Consider the following 17697-nt stretch of genomic DNA (forward strand, 5'->3'; position numbering starts at 1 on the left):
GTCACCGGCTCAGGCGCCGAGCGCGTGGTAACCCCCGTCGACGTGCACAACCTCACCCGTGGTAGCCGGGAACCAGTCGGACAGCAGCGCGCAGACGGCCTTGCCGGCGGCGGACGTGTCGTGCAGGTCCCAGCCGAGCGGCGCGCGCTCGGCCCACGCGTCCTCGAACTGCTCGAAGCCGGGGATCGACTTGGCGGCCATCGTGCGCAGCGGGCCGGCCGAGACCAGGTTGCTGCGGATGCCCTGCTTGCCCAGGTGCAGCGCCAGGTAGCGGGAGGCGGACTCGAGGCCGGCCTTGGCCACGCCCATCCAGTCGTAGACCGGCCACGCCTTGGTGGCGTCGAAGGTCAGGCCCACGATGCTGCCGCCCTGCTGCATCAGCGGCAGGCAGGCGACGGCGAGCGACTGGTACGAGTACGTCGAGACCTGGATCGCCTTGGCGACGTCCTCCCACTTCGCGTTGAGGAACTCGCCGCCGAGCACGCTCTGCGGCCCGAAGGCGATGGAGTGGACGACGCCGTCGATGCCGTCGACGTGCTCGCGGACCTTGCCGGGCAGGGCGGCCAGGTGCTCGGGGTCGGTCACGTCGAGCTCGATGACCGGCGGCGGCGCCGGCAGGCGCTTGGCGATGCGCTCGACCAGCGACAGCCGGCCGAAGCCGGTGAGCACGACGGTGGCGCCCTGCTCCTGAGCGATCTTCGCCACCGAGAACGCGATGGACGCGTCGGTGATCACTCCGGTGACGAGCAGCCGCTTGCCGGCCAGCAATCCAGACACGAGTAAAAGCTCCTCAATCAGTTAGTGGCCCATACCGAGGCCGCCGTCGACGGGGATGACCGCGCCGTTGATGTAACCGGCGGCGTCGCTCGCCAGGAACGTCACCGCGGCCGCCACCTCGTCGGGGCTGGCCAGCCGCCCCGCCGGAACCGCCTTGATGATCTCCGCCTGGCGCTCCTCGGACAAGACCGCTGTCATCTCCGTCTCGATGAAGCCGGGCGCCACCACGTTCGCGGTGATGTTGCGGCTGCCCAGCTCACGAGTGATGCTGCGGGCCATGCCGACCAGGCCGGCCTTGCTCGCCGCGTAGTTCACCTGACCGGGTCCGCCGTAGAGGCCGACGACCGAGGAGATGAAGATCATCCGGCCCCACTTGGCGCGCAGCATCTTGGAGCTGGCGCGCTTGGCCACCCGGTACGAGCCCTTGAGGTTGGTGTCGATCACGCGCTCGAACTGCTCCTCGCTCATCCGCAGCAGCAGCGTGTCGTCGGTGATGCCGGCGTTGGCGACCAGCACCTCGACCGGGCCGAGCTCCTTCTCCACCGTGGTGAAGGCGGCGTCGACCTGGGCCGGGTCGGTGATGTCGCACTGCACGCCGAACAGGCCCTCGGGCGCGCCGCTGCCCCGGTGGGTCACCGCGACCCTGTCCCCCTGCTTGGCGAAAGCCCGCGCGATGGCGAGGCCGATGCCCCGGTTGCCGCCAGTCACCAATACCGTGCGAGCCACGACGAAACGCTCCTCATACCCAGGTAGGGGGTGCCGGGTGGCACCTCGGGGGCACGACGGCGCACCGCCGGCGCCGTAACCTGCCGGGATGGAGACTATCGGCCCCCTGTCCCGGCGCAACGCCACGGGGCCGTTGCGGCGGCTGCTCTGGCGCCGGGAGACGCCGCGCCCGCCGGTGCGGCGCAGACCGTGGGTCTATCTGGTGCCGGTGGGCCTCCTCGTCCTGCTGGGCCTGGGCGGAGCTGCGGCAACGTACATCGGCGAGAACCGCGAAGCGCCCGGCGTATTGATCGCGGTCATCGCGGTCGGCTCGGTCCTGCCGGTGGTGATCGCCTTCCGCTGGCCGGTGCTCGGCTGGCGGCTCGGTTACGTGATGTTGTTCATCGGCTCGATGAACGTCGGCCCGAAGGAGCCGTGGCCGTGGAACACCGTGCAGATCCTCGGCTTCCTCTTCGTGCTCGGCCGGCTCGCCCTCACCCAGGACACCGCGCTGACGGCGTGGGCGGCCGCCTTCACCATGGTGCCGCTCTTCGTCTACGCGCCGGACGCCAACGCGTGGGGCGCCGCCGTGCTGGTGGCGGCGATCTCGGTAATGGGCGACATCCTGCACCGGTGGCGCAGCACCCGCCGGCTGCTCGCCGAGAAGGAGGAGGTCACCGAGCTGGAACGGGCGAAGCGGGCGGTGCTGGAGGAGCGCGCCCGCATCGCCCGCGAGATGCACGACGTGGTCGCCCATCACATGTCGATGATCGCCGTACGGGCCGAGACCGCCCCCTACCGGCTCGGCGGGCTGCCCACCGAGGCCCGCGACGAGCTGGCCGGCATCGCGACAGCGGCCCGGGAGGCCCTGACGGACATGCGCCGGCTGCTGGGGGTGCTGCGCGCCGAGGAGGGCGATGCCCCGCGCGCCCCGCAACCGGGCTTCGCCGAGGTGGACGACCTGGTCGAGACGGCGCGGGCCGCGGGGGTCGAGGTCTCCCTGCGGTACGAGGACGTGCCGGCGCTGCCCGAGACGGTCGGCCTCGCCGCGTACCGCATCGTGCAGGAAGCCCTCGCCAACGCGGCCCGCCACGCGCCCACCGCGGCCGTCACGATCGTCGCCCGCGGCACCGCCCCCGCCGAGAGCTCGCCGCGTCTGGAGATCGAGGTGAGCAACCCGGCCGCGGGCCCGGTCAACGACGGCGGGCACGGGCTGGCGGGGATGCGGGAGCGCGCGACACTGCTCGGTGGCACGCTGACCGCCGGCCCCGCCGACGGTGTTTTCGTGGTACGGGCGGTCCTACCCGTGGAGGCTACGGAGTGATCAAGATCTTGATCGCGGACGACCAGGCGATGGTCCGCGAGGGTTTCGGCGCGCTGCTCGGCGCGCAGCCCGACATGCTCGTGGTCGGCGACGCGGCCGACGGCGAGGCCGCGGTGTCCCGGTCCAGGGAGCTGCGGCCCGACGTCGTGCTGATGGACGTGCGCATGCCGGTGATGGACGGCCTGGAGGCCACCCGGCGCCTGTCCACGGCCGACGCGAAGATCATCATTCTGACCACCTTCGACCTGGACGACTACGTGTACGCGGCCCTGCGCGCCGGGGCGAGCGGCTTCCTGCTCAAGGACGCTCCCGCCGCCGACCTCATCCAGGCCGTACGCGTCGTCGCCGCCGGCGAGGCACTGCTGGCACCCTCGGTGACCCGCCGGCTGATCGCCGAGTTCGCGGCCCTGCCCGCCGCCGACCGGCCCCGGCCCGCCGCGCTGAACGCCCTCACCCCGCGCGAGACCGACGTGCTGCGCCTGATCGCCCGCGGCCTGTCCAACCAGGAGATCGCCGCCGACCTGGTGGTGGCCGAGCAGACGGTGAAGACGCACATCGGGCGCATCCTCGCCAAGCTCAACCTGCGCGACCGGGCGCAGGCGGTCGTCTTCGCCTACGAGACGGGCCTCGTAGTACCGGGGTAGGACGTCGATGTCCGGTCCCCGGTGTGACGATCGGGGTGCCGTCGCCGCGGGACGTTGCGGCCCATGCGAATCCTGCCTCTCGTCCTGGTCCTGTCCGCTCTTTCCCTGCCCGCCTCCGCCACCCCCTCCCATGATCAACTTCTGCCTTTCCGGGACGCCTACCGCGAGACCGCCGTGCGGATGCTCGCCACCGGATGCCCGTACGCCACCTGGGCCGCTCAGGGACGTCACTTCCTCACCTTCGACCCGGACGGCGACGGGCGCGCCGTCGAGGTGCTCGGCGACCTCGCCACGGCGACGAGGATCGCCGTGCTCGTGCCGGGCGTCGGCACCGTCCTCGCCGACTTCGACCGCGGGCTCGGCGGGGTGCCGCGGCGGGCGCCCGGCGTGCAGGCCCGCGCCCTGTACGAGCACCTGAGCAAGCGCGACCCGCACACCGCCGTGATCGCGTGGCTCGGCTACGACCCGCCGGAGGGCGTCGGCCCGGCGGCGGCGACGTTCGGGCGGGCCCGCGCCGGAGCCGCCGCGCTGGTCGCCTTCGTCGAGGACCTGCGCGGGCAGCGGCCGTCCGCCGCGGTGACGCTGATCGGGCACAGCTACGGCGCGCTGGTCGCCGGCCTGGCCGCGCCGCGGCTGCCCTGGGTCGGCGACATCGTCACCCTCGGCGCCCCCGGCGTGGGCGCCTCCCGGGCCGCCGACCTCGGCGGCGCGCGGGTCTGGTCGGCGCTCGCCCCCACCGACTGGATCCGCCGGATCCCCGAGGTGCGGCTCCTCGGCGTGGGGCTGGGCCGGCGGCCGTCGAATCCGGACTTCGGCGCGTCTCCGCTGCCCACGGACGGTGTGGCCGGCCACGACTACTACCTGACCCCGGGCAGTGCCACCCTGCGCGCGGTCGGCGATGTCGTCCTGTCGGGTGTTGCTCGACACGATCGGGCGGGGCAAGTTTCTTAGCGGAGTCTTAAGGGGTATTGTGCCTTCCGGTCCAGACGCCGGAACGACTAGTGGAGGTGATCGCTGTGCGAGATAGCGATCCTCCTAGTCGCGGCCGGGCCGTTCGTCAGCCCCGTCGCTGACGCGTTCCTCTTCACCGCCCCGCATCCACCGGCGCCGTCACGTTCCGTACGGCTCCGGCCCAGTCGTGTGCACCGCGACGCCGGATGCGCGGGTGCCGGCCGCGACGTGACCGTGTGCGCTTCCATCGCCCGTCACCGAGCGGAAGTAGTACTCGAGATGAAGAACTTCGTCGCACCCCTGAGCTTCACCATCGCCGCCGTCTGGGTGGTGGTCCTGTTCGTCCTCGTGCACGGCAACCCGTGATCCGCGTCTGATCGCCGGGCACTACGGCAGCTTTTGATCGCCGGGTGCTACGGCAGCCGGGACGTCCACAGCAGGCTCGAAGCCGCCGCCGCGAGACCGAGCAGCAGCGCCACCCCCGCGTACCACTGGGTGACCTCGCGCGGCTGCACGCGGTGGCCGATCGAGCTGCCCATGTCCTCGTACACCTTCTTGAGCTCGCCGACCGACGCGGCCTCGTAGAAGTAGCCGTCCGTCTTCTCCGCCAGCTGCTGGAGCGACAGCCGGTCGACCGGCACCCGCTGGAGCGCGCCGCGGATGTCGACCACGCCGGAGTCGGTGCCGAACGCGATCGTCGAGACCGGCACGTTGGCCTGCGAGGCGGCGGTCGCCGCGTCCTCGATCGAACGGCCCGACGTGCGGTAGCCGTCGGAGAGCAGCACGATCCGCGCGGGCGGGGCCCCGTCGGCACCGTCGGCCGGCACCGAGCGGATCGCGTCGAGCGAGGTGAAGACCGCCTCACCGGTCGCGGTGGCCTCGGCCAGGGTCAGCGAGTCGATCCCCGAGATCACCTCGGAGCGGTCCTTGGTCGGCGACACCAGCACGTTCGCCGACTTGGCAAAGGACACCAGACCGAGGTTGTACGTGACCGGCAGCTCGTTCACGAACGCCTTGGCCGCCTCCTGCGCCGCCTCGATCCGGTTGGGCGCGACGTCGTCGGCCTCCATTGACAGCGACACGTCGATGGCGAGCATGACGGTGGCCCGCTCGAGCGGCTCCTCCTTGTCGACCGAGGGCCGGGCCAGCGCGGCGCCGAGGGTCAGCAGCGAGAGCAGGAACGCCGCCGCGGAGACGTGCCGGCGCCAGCCGAGGCCCTTCGGGGCGAGCGTGCGGAGCAGGTCGACGTTGGTGAACCGCATCGCGTACTGCCGGCGGCGGAACTGCCGGAACACGTAGACGCCCGCGACGAGCAGCACGGGCAGCAGGGCCAGCAGCCACAGCGGTTCCAGGAAACGGATCATCGGGTGGTCCCCCGGGTGCGTGCGTGTCGCTGGGCGGCCACGAATCGGACCACGTCCAGCAGCCAGTCGGTGTCGGTGCGCAGGCGCAGATGGGCGGCCCCCGCGGTGCGCAAGGCCCGGGCGATCTCGCCCCGCTGCCGGGCCGCCGCCTCAGCGTAGCGGGCCCGCAGCTTCGGGTCGGCGGTCTGCACCTCGTGCAGCGCACCGGTCTCCGGATCGGCGAGGGTCAGCACCCCGACGTCCGGAAGCTCCAGCTCGCGCGGGTCCACGACCTCGATCGCGAGCACGTCGTGCCGCACGCCCAGCTTGCGGATCGGCCGCGCCCACCCGTCGACCGGCGCCATGAAGTCGCTGATCACCACGGCCACGCCCCGCCGCCGCGGCGGCCTGTTCAACATGTCGATCAGCGCGCCCAGATCGGCACGCCCCGGCCGGATCTCGGTACGGGCAATCGCGCGCAGCAGCCCCTGCGCCTCCTTGCGCCCCGGCCGCGCCGGCATCCGCACCATCGCCGGGCCGTCGCCGCCCGGCCCACCGCTCCGCTCGCCGCCCGGCCCACCGCTCCGCTCGCCGCCCGGCCCGCCGAACCCCGACGCGCCCGGACCACCGAACCCCGGCGCGCCCGGCCCACCGAACCCCGGCGCGCCCGGCCCCGCCGCTCCGGCGTACCCCGGTCCACCCGCCCACGCCGCGCCGTCGCCGGCGCCCGGGGCGCCGGCCGCGGCGTTCTCCTTGCGTGCCCGCCGGCGGCTCCACCACGTGCCGCCCTTGTCGCGCACGCCGGAGCCGGTGCCCACGACCGCGCCGATGCGGTTGCCGCCGCGCACGGTGAGGTGGGCCATCGCGGTCGCCGCCGCCATCACGAGGTCGCTCTTGAGCCACTGCGCCGTGCCGAACTCGAGGCTGGCGCTCAGGTCGATCGCCATCCACGTCTCGAGCTCCCGGTCGGCCACCGTGCGCCGCACGTGCGGCAGTGTGGTGCGCGCCGTGACCGGCCAGTCCATCCGCCGCACGTCGTCGCCGGGCCGGTATTCGCGGGACTCCCCCGCCTCACTGCCCGGCCCGGGCAGCAGCCCGACGTAGTCGCCCTGAAGCAGCCCGTCGAGCTTGCGCGTGACCAGCAACTGAAGCCGCGACAGCACCGCCTCGGCCCGCGCCGTGCCGGCCTCACCCTCCAGCGGAGTCGCCAGCGCCGTGGTCCGCCCGCCACTCTGAGCCCCCACGCCCTGAGCTCCACCGTGCTGGCCTAGTGCTGGGCCGGCCATGCCGCTCCGTTCTGCGCGGGTGCGCCCTGCGGGACCCCGCTCACCGGGGCTGCCGACGGGTGGGTGCCGTTCGGCGAGGTGCCCTGGCGGGCCGCGACCGACGGCAGCGGCACGCTCTGCATGATGCGGGCGACGATGTGGTCGGCCGGGATGTCGTCGGCGAGCGCGTCGTAGCTGAGCACCAGCCGGTGGCGCAGGATGTCGGGCGCGATGTCCTGCACGTCCTGCGGCAGCGCGTAGTCACGGCCGCGCAGCAGCGCCAGCGCCCGGGTGGCCCGGACGATGCCGAGCGAGGCGCGCGGGCTCGCGCCGTACTGGATGAGCTGCGCGACGTCCGGCATGCCGTGCTGCGCCGGGGCGCGGGTCGCCAGCACCAGCCGGACCGTGTAGTCGACCAGCGCGTTGTGCACGAACACCTGGTCGGCGCGGCGCTGGAGGCCGAGCAGATCCTCCGGGGTGAAGACCGGCTTGGGCTCGGGCGGGCTGACCCCCATCCGGTAGACGATCTCCCGCTCCTCGGCGTCCGTCGGGTAGCCGACGAGGATCTTCATGAGGAAGCGGTCGCGCTGCGCCTCGGGCAGCGGGTAGACGCCCTCCTGCTCGATCGGGTTCTGCGTCGCCATGACGAGGAACGGGCTCGGCACCTCGTGGGACTGCCCGCCGATCGACACCTGGTGCTCGGCCATGACCTCGAGCAGCGCCGACTGCACCTTGGCCGGCGCCCGGTTGATCTCGTCGGCGAGCAGGAAGTTGACGAAGACCGGCCCGAGCTCGACGTCGAACTTCTCGCTGCTCTGCCGGTAGATGCGGGTGCCGACGATGTCGGCGGGCACCAGGTCGGGCGTGAACTGCACGCGGGAGAACGTGCCGCCGACCACCCGGGCCAGCGTCTCGACGGCGAGCGTCTTGGCCACGCCCGGCACGCCCTCGAGCAGGCAGTGCCCGCGGGCCAGCAGCGCCACGAACATGCGCTCGACCATCCGGTCCTGACCGACGATCACCCGCTTGACCTCGAACATCGCGCGCTCGAGCTGCGAGGCGTCCTGTGCCGGGGGCACCGGCGCGGGCGCGCCGTCGTTGGTCTCGGTCTCGGGCGTGAGCGGCTGAGCCACCGGTCCTCCACAGCGGTCGAAAGTGCCATCGACTCCTCGCGCCGGCGTGCTGCCGACGCTCAAGACTTACACGACCGACCTGAGAGCGCGCTTGTGGTGTCGCATTACGCGCCACCAACGGCCACCACCATGGCCCAGTCGTGTCGATCTTTCTGCGCGATGCGCCGGTTCGGGCACACGAGCCGGGTGGATGCGCCGCCCCGTGAAGCGTGTAACATTCTTCCCGTCGCCGGGCGGCTTCCCCCGTGGCCGCCCGGCGCAATAATTCTCCGGTGGCCCTTCCTTTCTCCGACGGCCCCGTCGAGCCCGATGGAACTATCCAGCCCGATGGAACTATCCAGCCCGATGGAACTATCCAGCTCGGTGGACCTGTCCCGCCCGGTGGCCCCGTCGAGACCTCACCCCAATGCTCCGCCAAGGGCTGCCGTGCCGCCGCCGTCTGGCAGCTGCGGTGGAACAACCCCAAGCTGCACGAGCCCGACCGCCGCAAGACGTGGCTCGCGTGCGACGAACACCGGGTCTCGCTCGGCAACTTCCTCGATCTCCGCGGATTCCTGCGCGAAGTGACGCCCTTCGGTACGGCGTCCGATGCGCCCATCTCCTAGGCTCAAGCTGTGACCGAGCCGCAGAGAGCAGCCGTCGATGCCCTGGAGCCGTGGCCCGACACCGTCGAGTGGCGCCCGGTCTCCCCCAAGCTGATCACAGTGGAGCTGATCGTCCGCATCGCCTGGTCGCTGGCGCTGATCGCCGGCCTGGCCGTGGGCTGGGCCCTCCAGGGCCACTGGCTGTGGCGCCTCGGCATCGCGCTGGTCGTCGTCAACGCGATCTGGCGCTCCTTCGTCACGGTCCGCGCCGTGCGCGCCTGGGGCTACGCCGAACGCGACCAGGACCTCCTGGTCCGCCACGGCCTGCTGGTCCGCCGGCTCTCCATCGTCCCGTACGCGAGAATGCAGTTCGTCGACGTCACCGCCGGCCCCCTCGAACGAGCCTTCGGCCTGGCCACCGTCCAACTGCACACCGCCGCGGCCGCCAGCGACGCCCGCATCCCCGGCCTCCCCCCGGCCGAGGCGTCCCGCCTGCGCGACCGCCTGACCGCCCTCGGCGAGGACCGGGCCGAGGGCCTGTGACCACTCCCGGACCCCACCCACCAGGCCCACACGCCTCCGGCCCCGCCGCACCAGGCCCCGCGGCACCCGGCCCGCAGGGCCCCATGTCGGGCGCGGCCAACCTTGACGGCGCCATGCCCGGATCACCCGGCCCTGTCGGAGCCGGCGCGGACGGCGCCCCGCCCGCCGGGCCGGGCGGCAACGGCGAGGCGGAACCCCGGCGGCGCCTCCACCCGCTCAGCCCGCTGCTGCACGGGGCCAAGAGCATCGCGGTTATCGTCGCGGCCCTGTCCTGGCAGACGCTGTCCCAGGTCGGCCTCGAACGTTTCGCGCTGGTCGTGCTCGTTCTGGCCGTCGGCGTGGTCATCTTCTCGATCGTCGGCTGGCTCACCACCGGCTACCAGGTGGTCGGCCGCGAGCTGCGCATCTCCGACGGCGTGATCTGGCGCCGTAACCGCGCCATCCCCCTCGAACGCCTCCAGGCCGTCGAGCTGCGCCGCCCGCTGCTGGCCCAGCTGACCGGCCTCGCCGAGCTGCGCCTCGAGGTGATCGGCGGCGGCAAGACCGAGGCACCGCTGTCGTTCCTCACGGTGCGCGAGGCCGCCACGTTGCGCGAACGCCTGCTCGCGCTCGCCGGCCGCGCGCCTGGCACCCGTACCCCTGCTGGAGCGGAACCCACCACCGGGCCGGCGGCAGCGGCACCCGGCGCTCCCGCCCTCGAACGCCCGCTGCTGCGCGTCCGCAACCGCGACCTGGTGGTGAGCCAGCTCCTCACCCCGCAGGCGTTCTTCCTGCCGCTCGGCGTCGCCTTCGTCATCATGCAGTTCGTCCTCGAAGGCTCCTGGACCTTCATCGGCATCGCCAGCACGGTCACCGCCATGGCCGGTGTGCTGCTCCAGCCGGTCCGCCGCGTGCTCCAGGACTGGGACTTCCGCCTGGCCCGCGACCCGGACGGCCGCCTCGTGGTGCGCTTCGGCCTGCTCGAGACGCGCAGCCAGATCGTCCCGCTCAACCGGGTGCAGGCCGTCGGCGCCACCTGGCCCCTGCTCTGGCGCGGCCAGGGCTGGCTGCACCTGCGGCTCGACATCGCCGGCTACGCGGGCGAGCCCGGCAGCGGTGACACCAAACGAGCCGACCGCCTGCTCCCGGTCGGCGACTTCGCGACGGCCCGCGCCCTGGTCTGGGACGTCCTGCCCGGCGTCGACCTGGCGACCCTGGCCACCAGCCCGCCGCCGCGAAGGGCCCGCTGGCTCAACCCGGTCTCGCTGCGCTACATCGGCGCGGGGCTCACCCCGGAGGTCTTCGTCACCCGCTGGGGCCTGCTGACCCGCGAGATGCACATCGTGCCGTACGCCCGCCTCCAGAGCGTCCGCGTCGTGCAGGGACCCGTGCAGCGCCTCCTCGGCCTGGCCACGGTCTACGCCGACACGGCCCGCGGCCGCTCCGGCCGGGCGAAGGACCGCGACCTCGCCGAGGCCTGGGCGCTGGCGGAGGAACTGGCCAAGCGAGCCCGCCAGGCCCGCCAGCCGGCCCCGCTCACCACCGACCGCCTGGCCCCGTCCGCCGTCGCCGCCCCACCCTCCGGTTCGGGCGCGGTCCCCGGCGCACCCACCACCCCGCCCTTCGGCACTCCACCCCCGCCGCCCGGCTTCACCACTCCGGGATACGGCACCACCCCGCCACCCCCGGGCTACCCGATCACCCCGCCGCCGCCCCCGGGCTTCGCCGCCACTCCCCCACCTCCGCGTCACCCGGTCACGCCTCCGCCCCAGGTCCCGTGGCCGATGCCGGGCGCCACGCCCGTTCCCGCACCCGGCGCAGCGCCCCACGCGACACCGAGCTCAGCACCCGGCGCGACACCGCCGGCGCCCCACGCGACACCCAGCTCAGCACCCGGCGCGACACCAGCCTCGGCGCCCGGTGCGGCACCGGGCTCAGCGCCGGGCGCGGTGCCCGATCCCGCGGAGGATGACGCGTATTGGCGCCGGCCCGAGCAGCCTTAAGCTCTGGCTATGCAGCTTCCGGATTTCTCGCCCGGTCTCAGCGCCCGGGTGGAGTTGACCGTCACCGACGCCGACACGGCTCAGGCCCTCGGCTCGGGTGACGTGCCCGTGCTCGCCACTCCCCGGGTGCTGGCGCTCGCCGAGGTCGCCACCGTCGCCGCCACCGCCCGCACCCTGCCGGGCGGCCTCACCACGGTCGGCAAGAGGGCCGAGGTGGAGCACCGGGCGGCCGTTCCCCTCGGCCACCGGGTCACCGCGCTCGCCACGCTCACCAAAGTGGACGGCCGCACGCTGGTCTTCGAGGTCGTCGTCCGCGACGGCGAAAAGACCGTCGCCGAGGTACGCATCGAGCGCGTCATGCTCGACCGCCAGCGCTTCATCGCCAAGGCGCTGGGCGACTGAGACCGGCGGCGACGAGGCACCCCACGACTAGAGCAGCGCTCCCCACCGAGCCGTGAGCTCCTCCTGCGTGGGCATCGCGACCGCACCGCCGCGGCGCTCGCAGACCAGCGCGGCCACCGCGAGAGCGAAGCGCACGTTGCGCTGCCAGCCGTCGAGATCCTTGGGCAGGCCGTCGGCGAGCAGCCGGCGAACGAGAGCGCCCATCACCGAGTCCCCGGCCCCCGTCGCGTCGATCGCGTCCACGGCCGGCGCCGGCAACATCACCGCGCCGTCGTCCGCCGACACGTACGCCCCCTGTGACCCCCGGGTCACCACCACGGCCTTCGCGCCCAGCCCTCGGATCCGCTCGGCCGCGACCTCCGGCGTCGCCCCGTCGTAGAGCACCTCGGCGTCGGCAGCGCTCAGCTTGACCAGGTCGGCCGCCGCGAAGAACTCCTCGGACAGCTCGCGCAGCGCGGTCACCGCGGCACCGTCCGGCAGCAGCGTCGGCCGGGCGTTGGGATCGAACACCTTCAGCGGCCCCGGCACCGCCCACGCGGCCCGCGCGGCGGCCCGGAACGGCTCCCGCAGCAGGCAGATGGAGCCCGCGTAGAGCACGTCCGCGCCGCGGATCCCCTCGATGTCCACGTCACCGGGCGCGAGCAACGCGTACGACGGCGGCTCCCCGTAGAACGTGAAGGTCGGCTCCGCCCCCACGAAGGTGGTCACCGCGAGCGTGGTCGGCACCGCGACCCGCTTGACCCCGCCGACGCCCACGCCCACCTCCCGCAGGAAGGCCGCGATCCGGTCGCCGAGGACGTCGTTGCTGAGCGACCCCACATACCGCACCTCGCCACCGAGCCGGGTCGCACCCACCGCGACATTGAGCGGCGCCCCGCCGATCGCCTGCCGGTAGACCACCCCGCCGTCGTGCTCGGCCTCCTGAAGGTCGATCAGCGCCTCGCCGAGCACCACCGCATAGCCCATGCCGTCCCCCTGAAACTCCGCCGTAATGACGCCAGCCTTCCGCCCCGGAACGCGGAGCGCCAGTACTCGTCCATTAAGTACCGTTTTGAGAAGATTGCACCATGCTTCTCCGCTCGCTGGCTCTCGCCGCACCCGCCGCCCTGCTCGCCGCCTGCACCAACTCCGTCGACGTGGAAGACGCGGCACCGTCGGCTTCCCTCACCACCTCGGCCTCCGCCTGGACCATCTATCAGGGCGGCGCGAGCCCTTCCCCGGCCGTCTCCTGGGCGCCCGACACGGTCGCCGCCGGCACCTTCCTCCCCTACCGCCCCAACTCGACGGCCATCACGTACGACCCCGCCGTGGTCCCCGCGGGCGCCCGAGCCGAGGTCGGCATCACCCGCAACGCCGCCGGCATGATCGTCCGCCTCACCACCGCCGGCTTGATCCCCCGCCGCTCTTACGGCGCCCACCTGCACACCGCCCCCTGCACCGCCACCCCCGACGACGCCGGGCCCCACTACCAGCATTCGAAGGACCCCAAGACCCCTTCGGTCGACCCTTCGTACGCCAACCCCAGGAACGAGATCTGGCTCGACTTCACCGCCGACACCACAGGCGCCGCCACCGCCACTAGCGAACAGCGCTGGACCTTCCCCACCACCGACACCCCGCGCTCCCTGGTCATCCACGCCCTGACCACCCGAACCGCCGCCCCCGACGCAGGCACAGCCGGCCCCCGAGCCGCCTGCCTGACGCTCCCTACTCGCTAGCTGACAGAACGCCCCAAACTCACCAAGGGCGGAAGGTAAAGGGCGACGCGGGCGGGACGGTGACGCAGGGCGAGGCCGCAAGGCGAGGTGGCGACGCCAGGCGGGCGGTAACGCCAGGCGGGGCGGCGCCAAGACGAACCGACGTCAGCCCGTTGCCCGCGCCCCGCAACCCGCGCGACAAGCCTGGAATTGCCGAAGTACCAACACGAAGCGTGCCTGCCCGGCAGACTCCCCTGCCCACGGTGTTGATCATTACCTCCCGGGACTGCGTCACGGCGAGGGCAGGCGGTAACGTCGGGGTCGGATCGACGATCGGAGGCACCACTCATGGCCGAGCAGGGCGACGGCAAGAAGCCGGGCGACGGCAAGAAGCAGGGCGACGGCAAGACCGAGACCGCCGCGAAGACGGAGTCGCACGACCCCGCCTTCCCCGAGGCTTTCCTGCAGTTCATGCGCACCGGTTGGCGTGAGGATCCGATCTCCGTCGCGCCGCTGCCCGAGGTGCCCAACTATGCGAAGCGCCGCGCCGCTCTCTCCGAGGCCTTCCCCGGCGAGACGCTCATCATCCCGAGCGGCAACGAGAAGGTGCGGGCCAACGACACCGACTACCCGTTCCGCCCCGGCAGCGATTTCGTCTACCTGACCGGCGACCGCGATCCCGACAGCGTGCTCGTGCTGCGCCCCAGCGGCTCGGGCCATGATGCCGTGCTCTACACCCACCAGCGCAACTCCAAGGACACGGACGCCTTCTTCCGCAGCCGCAACGGCGAGCTCTGGATCGGCCGCACCCACACGCTCGGCGAGAAGTCGACCGAGCTCGGCATCGAGACCGCGCCCCTGAGCGAGCTCGGCACCGCGCTCGCCACATCCGCGCCCGGCCGCACCCGGGTGCTGCGGGGCTTCGACGCCGCCGTCGACCGCGCCGTGCTCGCCTACGAGCCCGACAAGGACAAGCCCCGCGACCGTGAGCTGGCCTGGGTGCTCTCCGAGCTCAAGTTGGTCAAGGACGAGTGGGAGATCGCGCAGCTCCAGGCCGCGATCGACGCCACGGTCCGCGGCTTCGAGGACGTCGCCCGCATCCTGCCCGCCGACCGCGGGGTCAAGGAGCGGCTGCTCGAGGGCGTCTTCGGCCTGCGCGCCCGGCACGACGGCAACGACGTCGGCTACGGCTCGATCGTCGGCGCCGGCGCGCACGCGACGATCCTGCACTGGGTCCGCAACACCGGCGTCACCAGGCCGGGTGAGCTGCTGCTCATGGACATGGGCGTCGAGGGCGACAACTTCTACACCGCCGACGTCACCCGCACCGTCCCGGTCTCGGGCACGTTCACCCCGCTCCAGCGCCAGGTGTACGACATCGTGCACGCGTCGCAGCAGGCCGGCATGGACGCCATCAAGCCCGGCGTGAAGTTCCGCGACGTGCACAAGACCTGCATGCGGGTGCTCGCCGAGGGCCTCAACGACCTGGGCCTGCTGCCGGTCAGCGTCGACGAGGCGATGAGCGACGAGAGCACCGTCTACCGCCGCTGGACGCTGCACGGCTTCGGCCACATGCTCGGCATCGACGTGCACGACTGCAACAACGCTCGCAACGAGAACTATCGTGACGGCGAGCTCAAGGAAGGCTACGTCCTCACCGTCGAGCCGGGCCTCTACTTCCAGCCCGAGGACGACCTGGTGCCCGAGGAGCTGCGCGGCATCGGCGTCCGCATCGAGGACGACGTCCTGGTGACCGCCGACGGCTGCCGCAACCTGTCGGACGGCCTGCCGCGGTCCTCCGCCGAGGTCGAGGCCTGGATGGCGTCGCAGCGCGAGGCTGGCCCGCGCCTGCCCGAGTAGCTCTCCGTCGCGCCCGAGGAGCTCCTCGGGCGCTATTCCGTCTCGCGCAGCACCGTCTCGAGCACGGCGGCCACTCGCGCCGGGGCGATCGGGGCCACCGGGCCCCGCTCGCCCTGATCGAGCCGGCGGAGCGCCGCGCCGATCGCGATCAGGGACGGGCGCCGCCGGAGCGCCCAGGCGCCGGCCTCCGCCTTGGACAGGTGATCGCCCTCCACCGCGAAGCGCCAGATGCGGCAGGCGGTGAGGACCATGAAGGCGGCGTGCGCGTCGTCGTCGGTCAGCGTCAGCCAGGTGCGGAGCCACTGGCGGCCGCGGTCCACGACCCAGCGGTCCGGGACCGGCCCGATCACCTCGGCCGGCGGCGCGCCGTGCAGGGCCCGCCCACCGGCGCGGGCCATGGACAGCTCGGCGAGCAGGTCGGGCGCCGCGGCCGCCCGGCGCTCCACTTCGAACAGTCCGCCCGAACGGCCGGCGTGCAGCTCCAGGGGCGGCTGAGCCGAGGGCGCCGCCGCCGTCTCCGCCGTCACCACGTCGAGGTCGACACCCGACGCCTCGCCGCGCAGATCCGTGTCGCGTATCAGACGCTCCAGCTCGTCCAGCTCCGCGTCGGTGAGCCGGCGCTCGCTCACCGCCAGCAGATCGATGTCGCTGCGCCCGGGCCGGAAGCCCCCGGCCGCGAGCGAGCCGTGCAGGATCACCGACCGTGCGGCCGGTCCCAGGACGTCCGCGACGGCGCGCGCGATCTCCTCCGCCGTCGCGATCATGAGCGGGTGTTGGTGCCGGTAAGCCGACAGAGCAGGCGGTCCACAACGACGCAGCCTAGCCATACCATTGCGGCGTGAACGTGATTGCCCACATCAGCGACGTCCACATCGACAGCGAGGATCGCAGTGTCGATCGTGCGGAGCGTGTCCTGCGCTATCTCGCCGGCCTGCCGACTCCCGTCGACGTGGTGCTGGTGACCGGCGACATCGCCGACCACGGCACCGAGCAGGAGTACGAACGTGTCCGTCAGGTGATCGACCTGCCGGTGCCGACGCTGATGCTGCCCGGCAACCATGACGTCCGCGAGGCGTACCGCAAGATCTTGCTGGAGGAGACGCCGACCGGCGGCCCGATCAACTCGTCCCACCGGGTCGGGGGCATGTTCTTCGCGATGTGCGACTCGAGCATCCCCGGCCGCAACGACGGCCTGCTGGAGCCGGAGACCCTCGACTGGCTGGACGCCGAGCTGGCCGCCGCCTCGGACGTGCCCGCGTTCGTCTGCTTCCACCATCCGCCCGTGACGCTCGAGGTGCCCTTCATCGACGGCATCCGGCAGTTCTCCACCGACCGCCTGGCCGAGATCGTCGCGCGTCACGACAACGTGGTGGCCGTGCTCTGCGGCCACGCGCACACGCCGGCCGCGACCATGTTCGCCGGCAAGCCGGTGCTCGTCGCGCCCAGCGTCTCGTCGACGCTGCTGCTGCCCTTCGAGAGCGACGACGTGATCACCCGCGAGCTGCCGCCGATGCTCGCCTTCCACGTCCTCGACGAGCAGCGACGGCTCACCACCCACTACCGCGTGGTGCTCTGACGGGGGTCGAGCCCGGTCAGGGCCGCGGAGAGCTCCCAGAGCCGTTCCCCTTCCGGCCCGTCGGTCGGATAGGTCTCGGTGGCCGCGCAGTCGCGGCAATAGGCCCCGCCGTACGGCTCGGCGTCCGGTGACGTGGCCGCCCACACCGGCGTGGCGGCCCCCTGGGCGGCGCTGCGGAAGAGCCCCGGCATCGGCCGGCCCTCGGCGTCGATCCACCCCGCCTCGATCATCTCGGTACGGCCGAGGTGGCGCTGCAACGGCGAGAGCACCCAGCCGGGGCTGGCCGAGAAGGCACGCACCCCCAGCTTGTCGAGGTGGTGCGCGAACAGGACGTTGGCGAGCTTGGACTGCCCGTACGCGGCCCATTTGTCGTACCGCCGTCCGAAGTGGATGTCGTCCCACCGCATGCGGTCCTCCGGTGAGCGGCCGGAGCCGACCACGACGACCCGCGCCGCCGCCGCGGCCTTCAGCTCGGGCCAGAGATGCGCGACCAGCGCGTAGTGGCCCAGGTGGTTGATCGCGAACTGCGCCTCCCAGCCCGGGCCGACGCGCGTCTCGGGGCAGGCCATGACCGCCGCGCTCGCGATCACGATGTCGAGCGCCGCCCGGTCACGGCGGAAACCGGCGGCGAACGCCTCGACCGAGGCCAGGTCGGCGAGGTCCATGGGCCGGATCTCGATCGGGCTGCCGCGCAGCGCCTGCCGCGCCACCTCCGGCCGGCGGGCCGGGACGATCACGTGCGCCCCGGCGGCGGCGAGGGCGAGCGTCGCCTCCCTGCCGATGCCGGAGTATCCGCCGGTCACCACGGCGGTGTGCCCGGCGAGATCGATACCGCTGAGCACGTCGGCCGCCGTGCTGTGCGCACCCAAACCAGTCGTCATGGCGGCGAAGGTAGGTCTTCGAGCGCGCTC

Annotated in this window: 18 protein-coding genes and 1 pseudogene; 11 read left to right on the forward strand and 8 right to left on the reverse strand. The window is 72.8% G+C overall.

Annotation, left to right across the window (positions count from 1 at the left end):
• Positions 1–9 precede the first annotated feature (9 nt).
• Both fabI and Ade02nite_RS23915 read right to left on the reverse strand, forming a co-directional pair.
• The gene (gene fabI, locus Ade02nite_RS23910) at positions 10–777 is read right to left on the reverse strand and encodes an enoyl-ACP reductase FabI (RefSeq protein WP_203768031.1); all 768 of its coding nucleotides are present in this window, start codon (positions 775–777) and stop codon (positions 10–12) included.
• 21 nt (positions 778–798) lie between these two features.
• Complete coding sequence (locus Ade02nite_RS23915; RefSeq protein WP_203768033.1) at positions 799–1503, reverse strand: beta-ketoacyl-ACP reductase; 705 nt, start codon at positions 1501–1503, stop codon at positions 799–801.
• 88 nt (positions 1504–1591) lie between these two features.
• Between Ade02nite_RS23915 and Ade02nite_RS23920 the strand changes: the two genes are divergently transcribed.
• The 4 genes from Ade02nite_RS23920 (at position 1592) to Ade02nite_RS50360 (ending at position 4767) form a co-directional block, all read left to right on the forward strand.
• The gene (locus Ade02nite_RS23920) at positions 1592–2806 is read left to right on the forward strand and encodes a sensor histidine kinase (protein WP_203768035.1); all 1215 of its coding nucleotides are present in this window, start codon (positions 1592–1594) and stop codon (positions 2804–2806) included.
• Complete coding sequence (locus tag Ade02nite_RS23925; RefSeq protein WP_203768036.1) at positions 2803–3450, forward strand: response regulator; 648 nt, start codon at positions 2803–2805, stop codon at positions 3448–3450. The genes Ade02nite_RS23920 and Ade02nite_RS23925 overlap by 4 nt, the downstream gene beginning before the upstream one ends.
• A 63-nt stretch (positions 3451–3513) precedes the next feature.
• On the forward strand, positions 3514–4401 hold the full coding sequence (locus tag Ade02nite_RS23930; protein WP_203768038.1) for an alpha/beta hydrolase: 888 nt from the start codon (positions 3514–3516) through the stop codon (positions 4399–4401).
• Positions 4402–4635: 234 nt separating this feature from the next.
• A complete protein-coding gene (locus Ade02nite_RS50360) occupies positions 4636–4767 on the forward strand; it encodes a hypothetical protein (protein ID WP_275409941.1) in 132 nt (43 codons plus the stop codon).
• Positions 4768–4814: 47 nt separating this feature from the next.
• On the opposite strand, the gene Ade02nite_RS23935 is transcribed toward Ade02nite_RS50360, so the two are convergent.
• Genes Ade02nite_RS23935 through Ade02nite_RS23950 form a run of 3 tightly spaced genes read right to left on the reverse strand, consistent with a single transcriptional unit; the run spans position 4815 to position 8142 of the window.
• Complete coding sequence (locus Ade02nite_RS23935; RefSeq protein WP_203768040.1) at positions 4815–5765, reverse strand: VWA domain-containing protein; 951 nt, start codon at positions 5763–5765, stop codon at positions 4815–4817.
• Positions 5762–6955 (reverse strand): DUF58 domain-containing protein, encoded by a 1194-nt coding sequence (locus tag Ade02nite_RS49530; RefSeq protein WP_239169009.1) that lies wholly within the window; start codon positions 6953–6955, stop codon positions 5762–5764. Before Ade02nite_RS49530 ends, Ade02nite_RS23935 begins: the two co-directional genes overlap by 4 nt.
• Before the next feature lie 56 nt (positions 6956–7011).
• Positions 7012–8142, reverse strand: coding sequence for an AAA family ATPase (locus Ade02nite_RS23950; protein ID WP_203768042.1), 1131 nt, complete (start codon positions 8140–8142; stop codon positions 7012–7014).
• Between the two features lie 272 nt (positions 8143–8414).
• Between Ade02nite_RS23950 and Ade02nite_RS23955 the strand changes: the two genes are divergently transcribed.
• The 4 genes and pseudogenes from Ade02nite_RS23955 to Ade02nite_RS23970 all read left to right on the forward strand — a co-directional run bounded on the left by Ade02nite_RS23955 (position 8415) and on the right by Ade02nite_RS23970 (position 11653).
• The gene (locus Ade02nite_RS23955) at positions 8415–8747 is read left to right on the forward strand and encodes a hypothetical protein (protein ID WP_239169005.1); all 333 of its coding nucleotides are present in this window, start codon (positions 8415–8417) and stop codon (positions 8745–8747) included.
• A 9-nt stretch (positions 8748–8756) separates the two neighbouring features.
• The gene (locus tag Ade02nite_RS23960; protein ID WP_203768051.1) at positions 8757–9269 is read left to right on the forward strand and encodes a PH domain-containing protein; all 513 of its coding nucleotides are present in this window, start codon (positions 8757–8759) and stop codon (positions 9267–9269) included.
• 83 nt (positions 9270–9352) lie between these two features.
• Positions 9353–10786 (forward strand): annotated as a pseudogene (locus Ade02nite_RS23965) (PH domain-containing protein); the annotation flags it as partial.
• A gap of 468 nt (positions 10787–11254) precedes the next feature.
• Positions 11255–11653: a thioesterase family protein gene (locus tag Ade02nite_RS23970; RefSeq protein WP_203768111.1), complete on the forward strand. Its 399-nt coding sequence runs from the start codon at positions 11255–11257 to the stop codon at positions 11651–11653.
• Between the two features lie 27 nt (positions 11654–11680).
• Here the strand turns inward: Ade02nite_RS23970 and Ade02nite_RS23975 are convergent, their stop codons facing one another.
• Complete coding sequence (locus Ade02nite_RS23975) at positions 11681–12619, reverse strand: carbohydrate kinase family protein (RefSeq protein ID WP_203768053.1); 939 nt, start codon at positions 12617–12619, stop codon at positions 11681–11683.
• Positions 12620–12720: 101 nt separating this feature from the next.
• On the opposite strand from Ade02nite_RS23975, the gene Ade02nite_RS23980 reads away from it, so the two are divergent.
• Both Ade02nite_RS23980 and Ade02nite_RS23985 read left to right on the forward strand, forming a co-directional pair.
• Positions 12721–13371, forward strand: a complete 651-nt coding sequence (locus tag Ade02nite_RS23980) for a superoxide dismutase family protein (protein ID WP_203768054.1) — start codon at positions 12721–12723, stop codon at positions 13369–13371.
• Positions 13372–13698: 327 nt separating this feature from the next.
• Positions 13699–15210 carry an aminopeptidase P family protein gene (locus tag Ade02nite_RS23985; protein ID WP_203768056.1) on the forward strand — a complete coding sequence of 504 codons (1512 nt, stop codon included), beginning with the start codon at positions 13699–13701 and terminating at the stop codon, positions 15208–15210.
• A 32-nt stretch (positions 15211–15242) separates the two neighbouring features.
• Here the strand turns inward: Ade02nite_RS23985 and Ade02nite_RS23990 are convergent, their stop codons facing one another.
• Positions 15243–15974, reverse strand: coding sequence for an aminoglycoside adenylyltransferase domain-containing protein (locus Ade02nite_RS23990; RefSeq protein WP_203768058.1), 732 nt, complete (start codon positions 15972–15974; stop codon positions 15243–15245).
• Positions 15975–16048: 74 nt separating this feature from the next.
• Between Ade02nite_RS23990 and Ade02nite_RS23995 the strand changes: the two genes are divergently transcribed.
• Entirely contained in the window at positions 16049–16786 is a 738-nt protein-coding gene (locus Ade02nite_RS23995; RefSeq protein ID WP_203768060.1) for a phosphodiesterase, read from the forward strand.
• Here the strand turns inward: Ade02nite_RS23995 and Ade02nite_RS24000 are convergent.
• Entirely contained in the window at positions 16768–17667 is a 900-nt protein-coding gene (locus tag Ade02nite_RS24000; protein WP_203768067.1) for an SDR family NAD(P)-dependent oxidoreductase, read from the reverse strand. The two genes, Ade02nite_RS23995 and Ade02nite_RS24000, sit on opposite strands and share 19 nt — an antisense overlap.
• Between the last annotated feature and the right edge of the window lie 30 nt (positions 17668–17697).

The organism is Paractinoplanes deccanensis, assembly GCF_016862115.1.
Taxonomy (GTDB): domain Bacteria; phylum Actinomycetota; class Actinomycetes; order Mycobacteriales; family Micromonosporaceae; genus Actinoplanes; species Actinoplanes deccanensis.

Bases quoted from the DNA above. Each gene is read 5' to 3' on its own strand.
- Ade02nite_RS24000 (WP_203768067.1), bottom strand. From the start codon at position 17,667: ATGACGACTGGTTTGGGTGCGCACAGCACGGCGGCCGACGTGCTCAGC.
- Ade02nite_RS23980 (WP_203768054.1), top strand. From the start codon at position 12,721: ATGCTTCTCCGCTCGCTGGCTCTCGCCGCACCCGCCGCCCTGCTCGCC.
- Ade02nite_RS23975 (WP_203768053.1), bottom strand. From the start codon at position 12,619: ATGGGCTATGCGGTGGTGCTCGGCGAGGCGCTGATCGACCTTCAGGAG.
- Ade02nite_RS23985 (WP_203768056.1), top strand. From the start codon at position 13,699: ATGGCCGAGCAGGGCGACGGCAAGAAGCCGGGCGACGGCAAGAAGCAG.
- Ade02nite_RS23920 (WP_203768035.1), top strand. From the start codon at position 1,592: ATGGAGACTATCGGCCCCCTGTCCCGGCGCAACGCCACGGGGCCGTTG.
- Ade02nite_RS23930 (WP_203768038.1), top strand. From the start codon at position 3,514: ATGCGAATCCTGCCTCTCGTCCTGGTCCTGTCCGCTCTTTCCCTGCCC.
- Ade02nite_RS23935 (WP_203768040.1), bottom strand. From the start codon at position 5,765: ATGATCCGTTTCCTGGAACCGCTGTGGCTGCTGGCCCTGCTGCCCGTG.
- Ade02nite_RS23990 (WP_203768058.1), bottom strand. From the start codon at position 15,974: ATGATCGCGACGGCGGAGGAGATCGCGCGCGCCGTCGCGGACGTCCTG.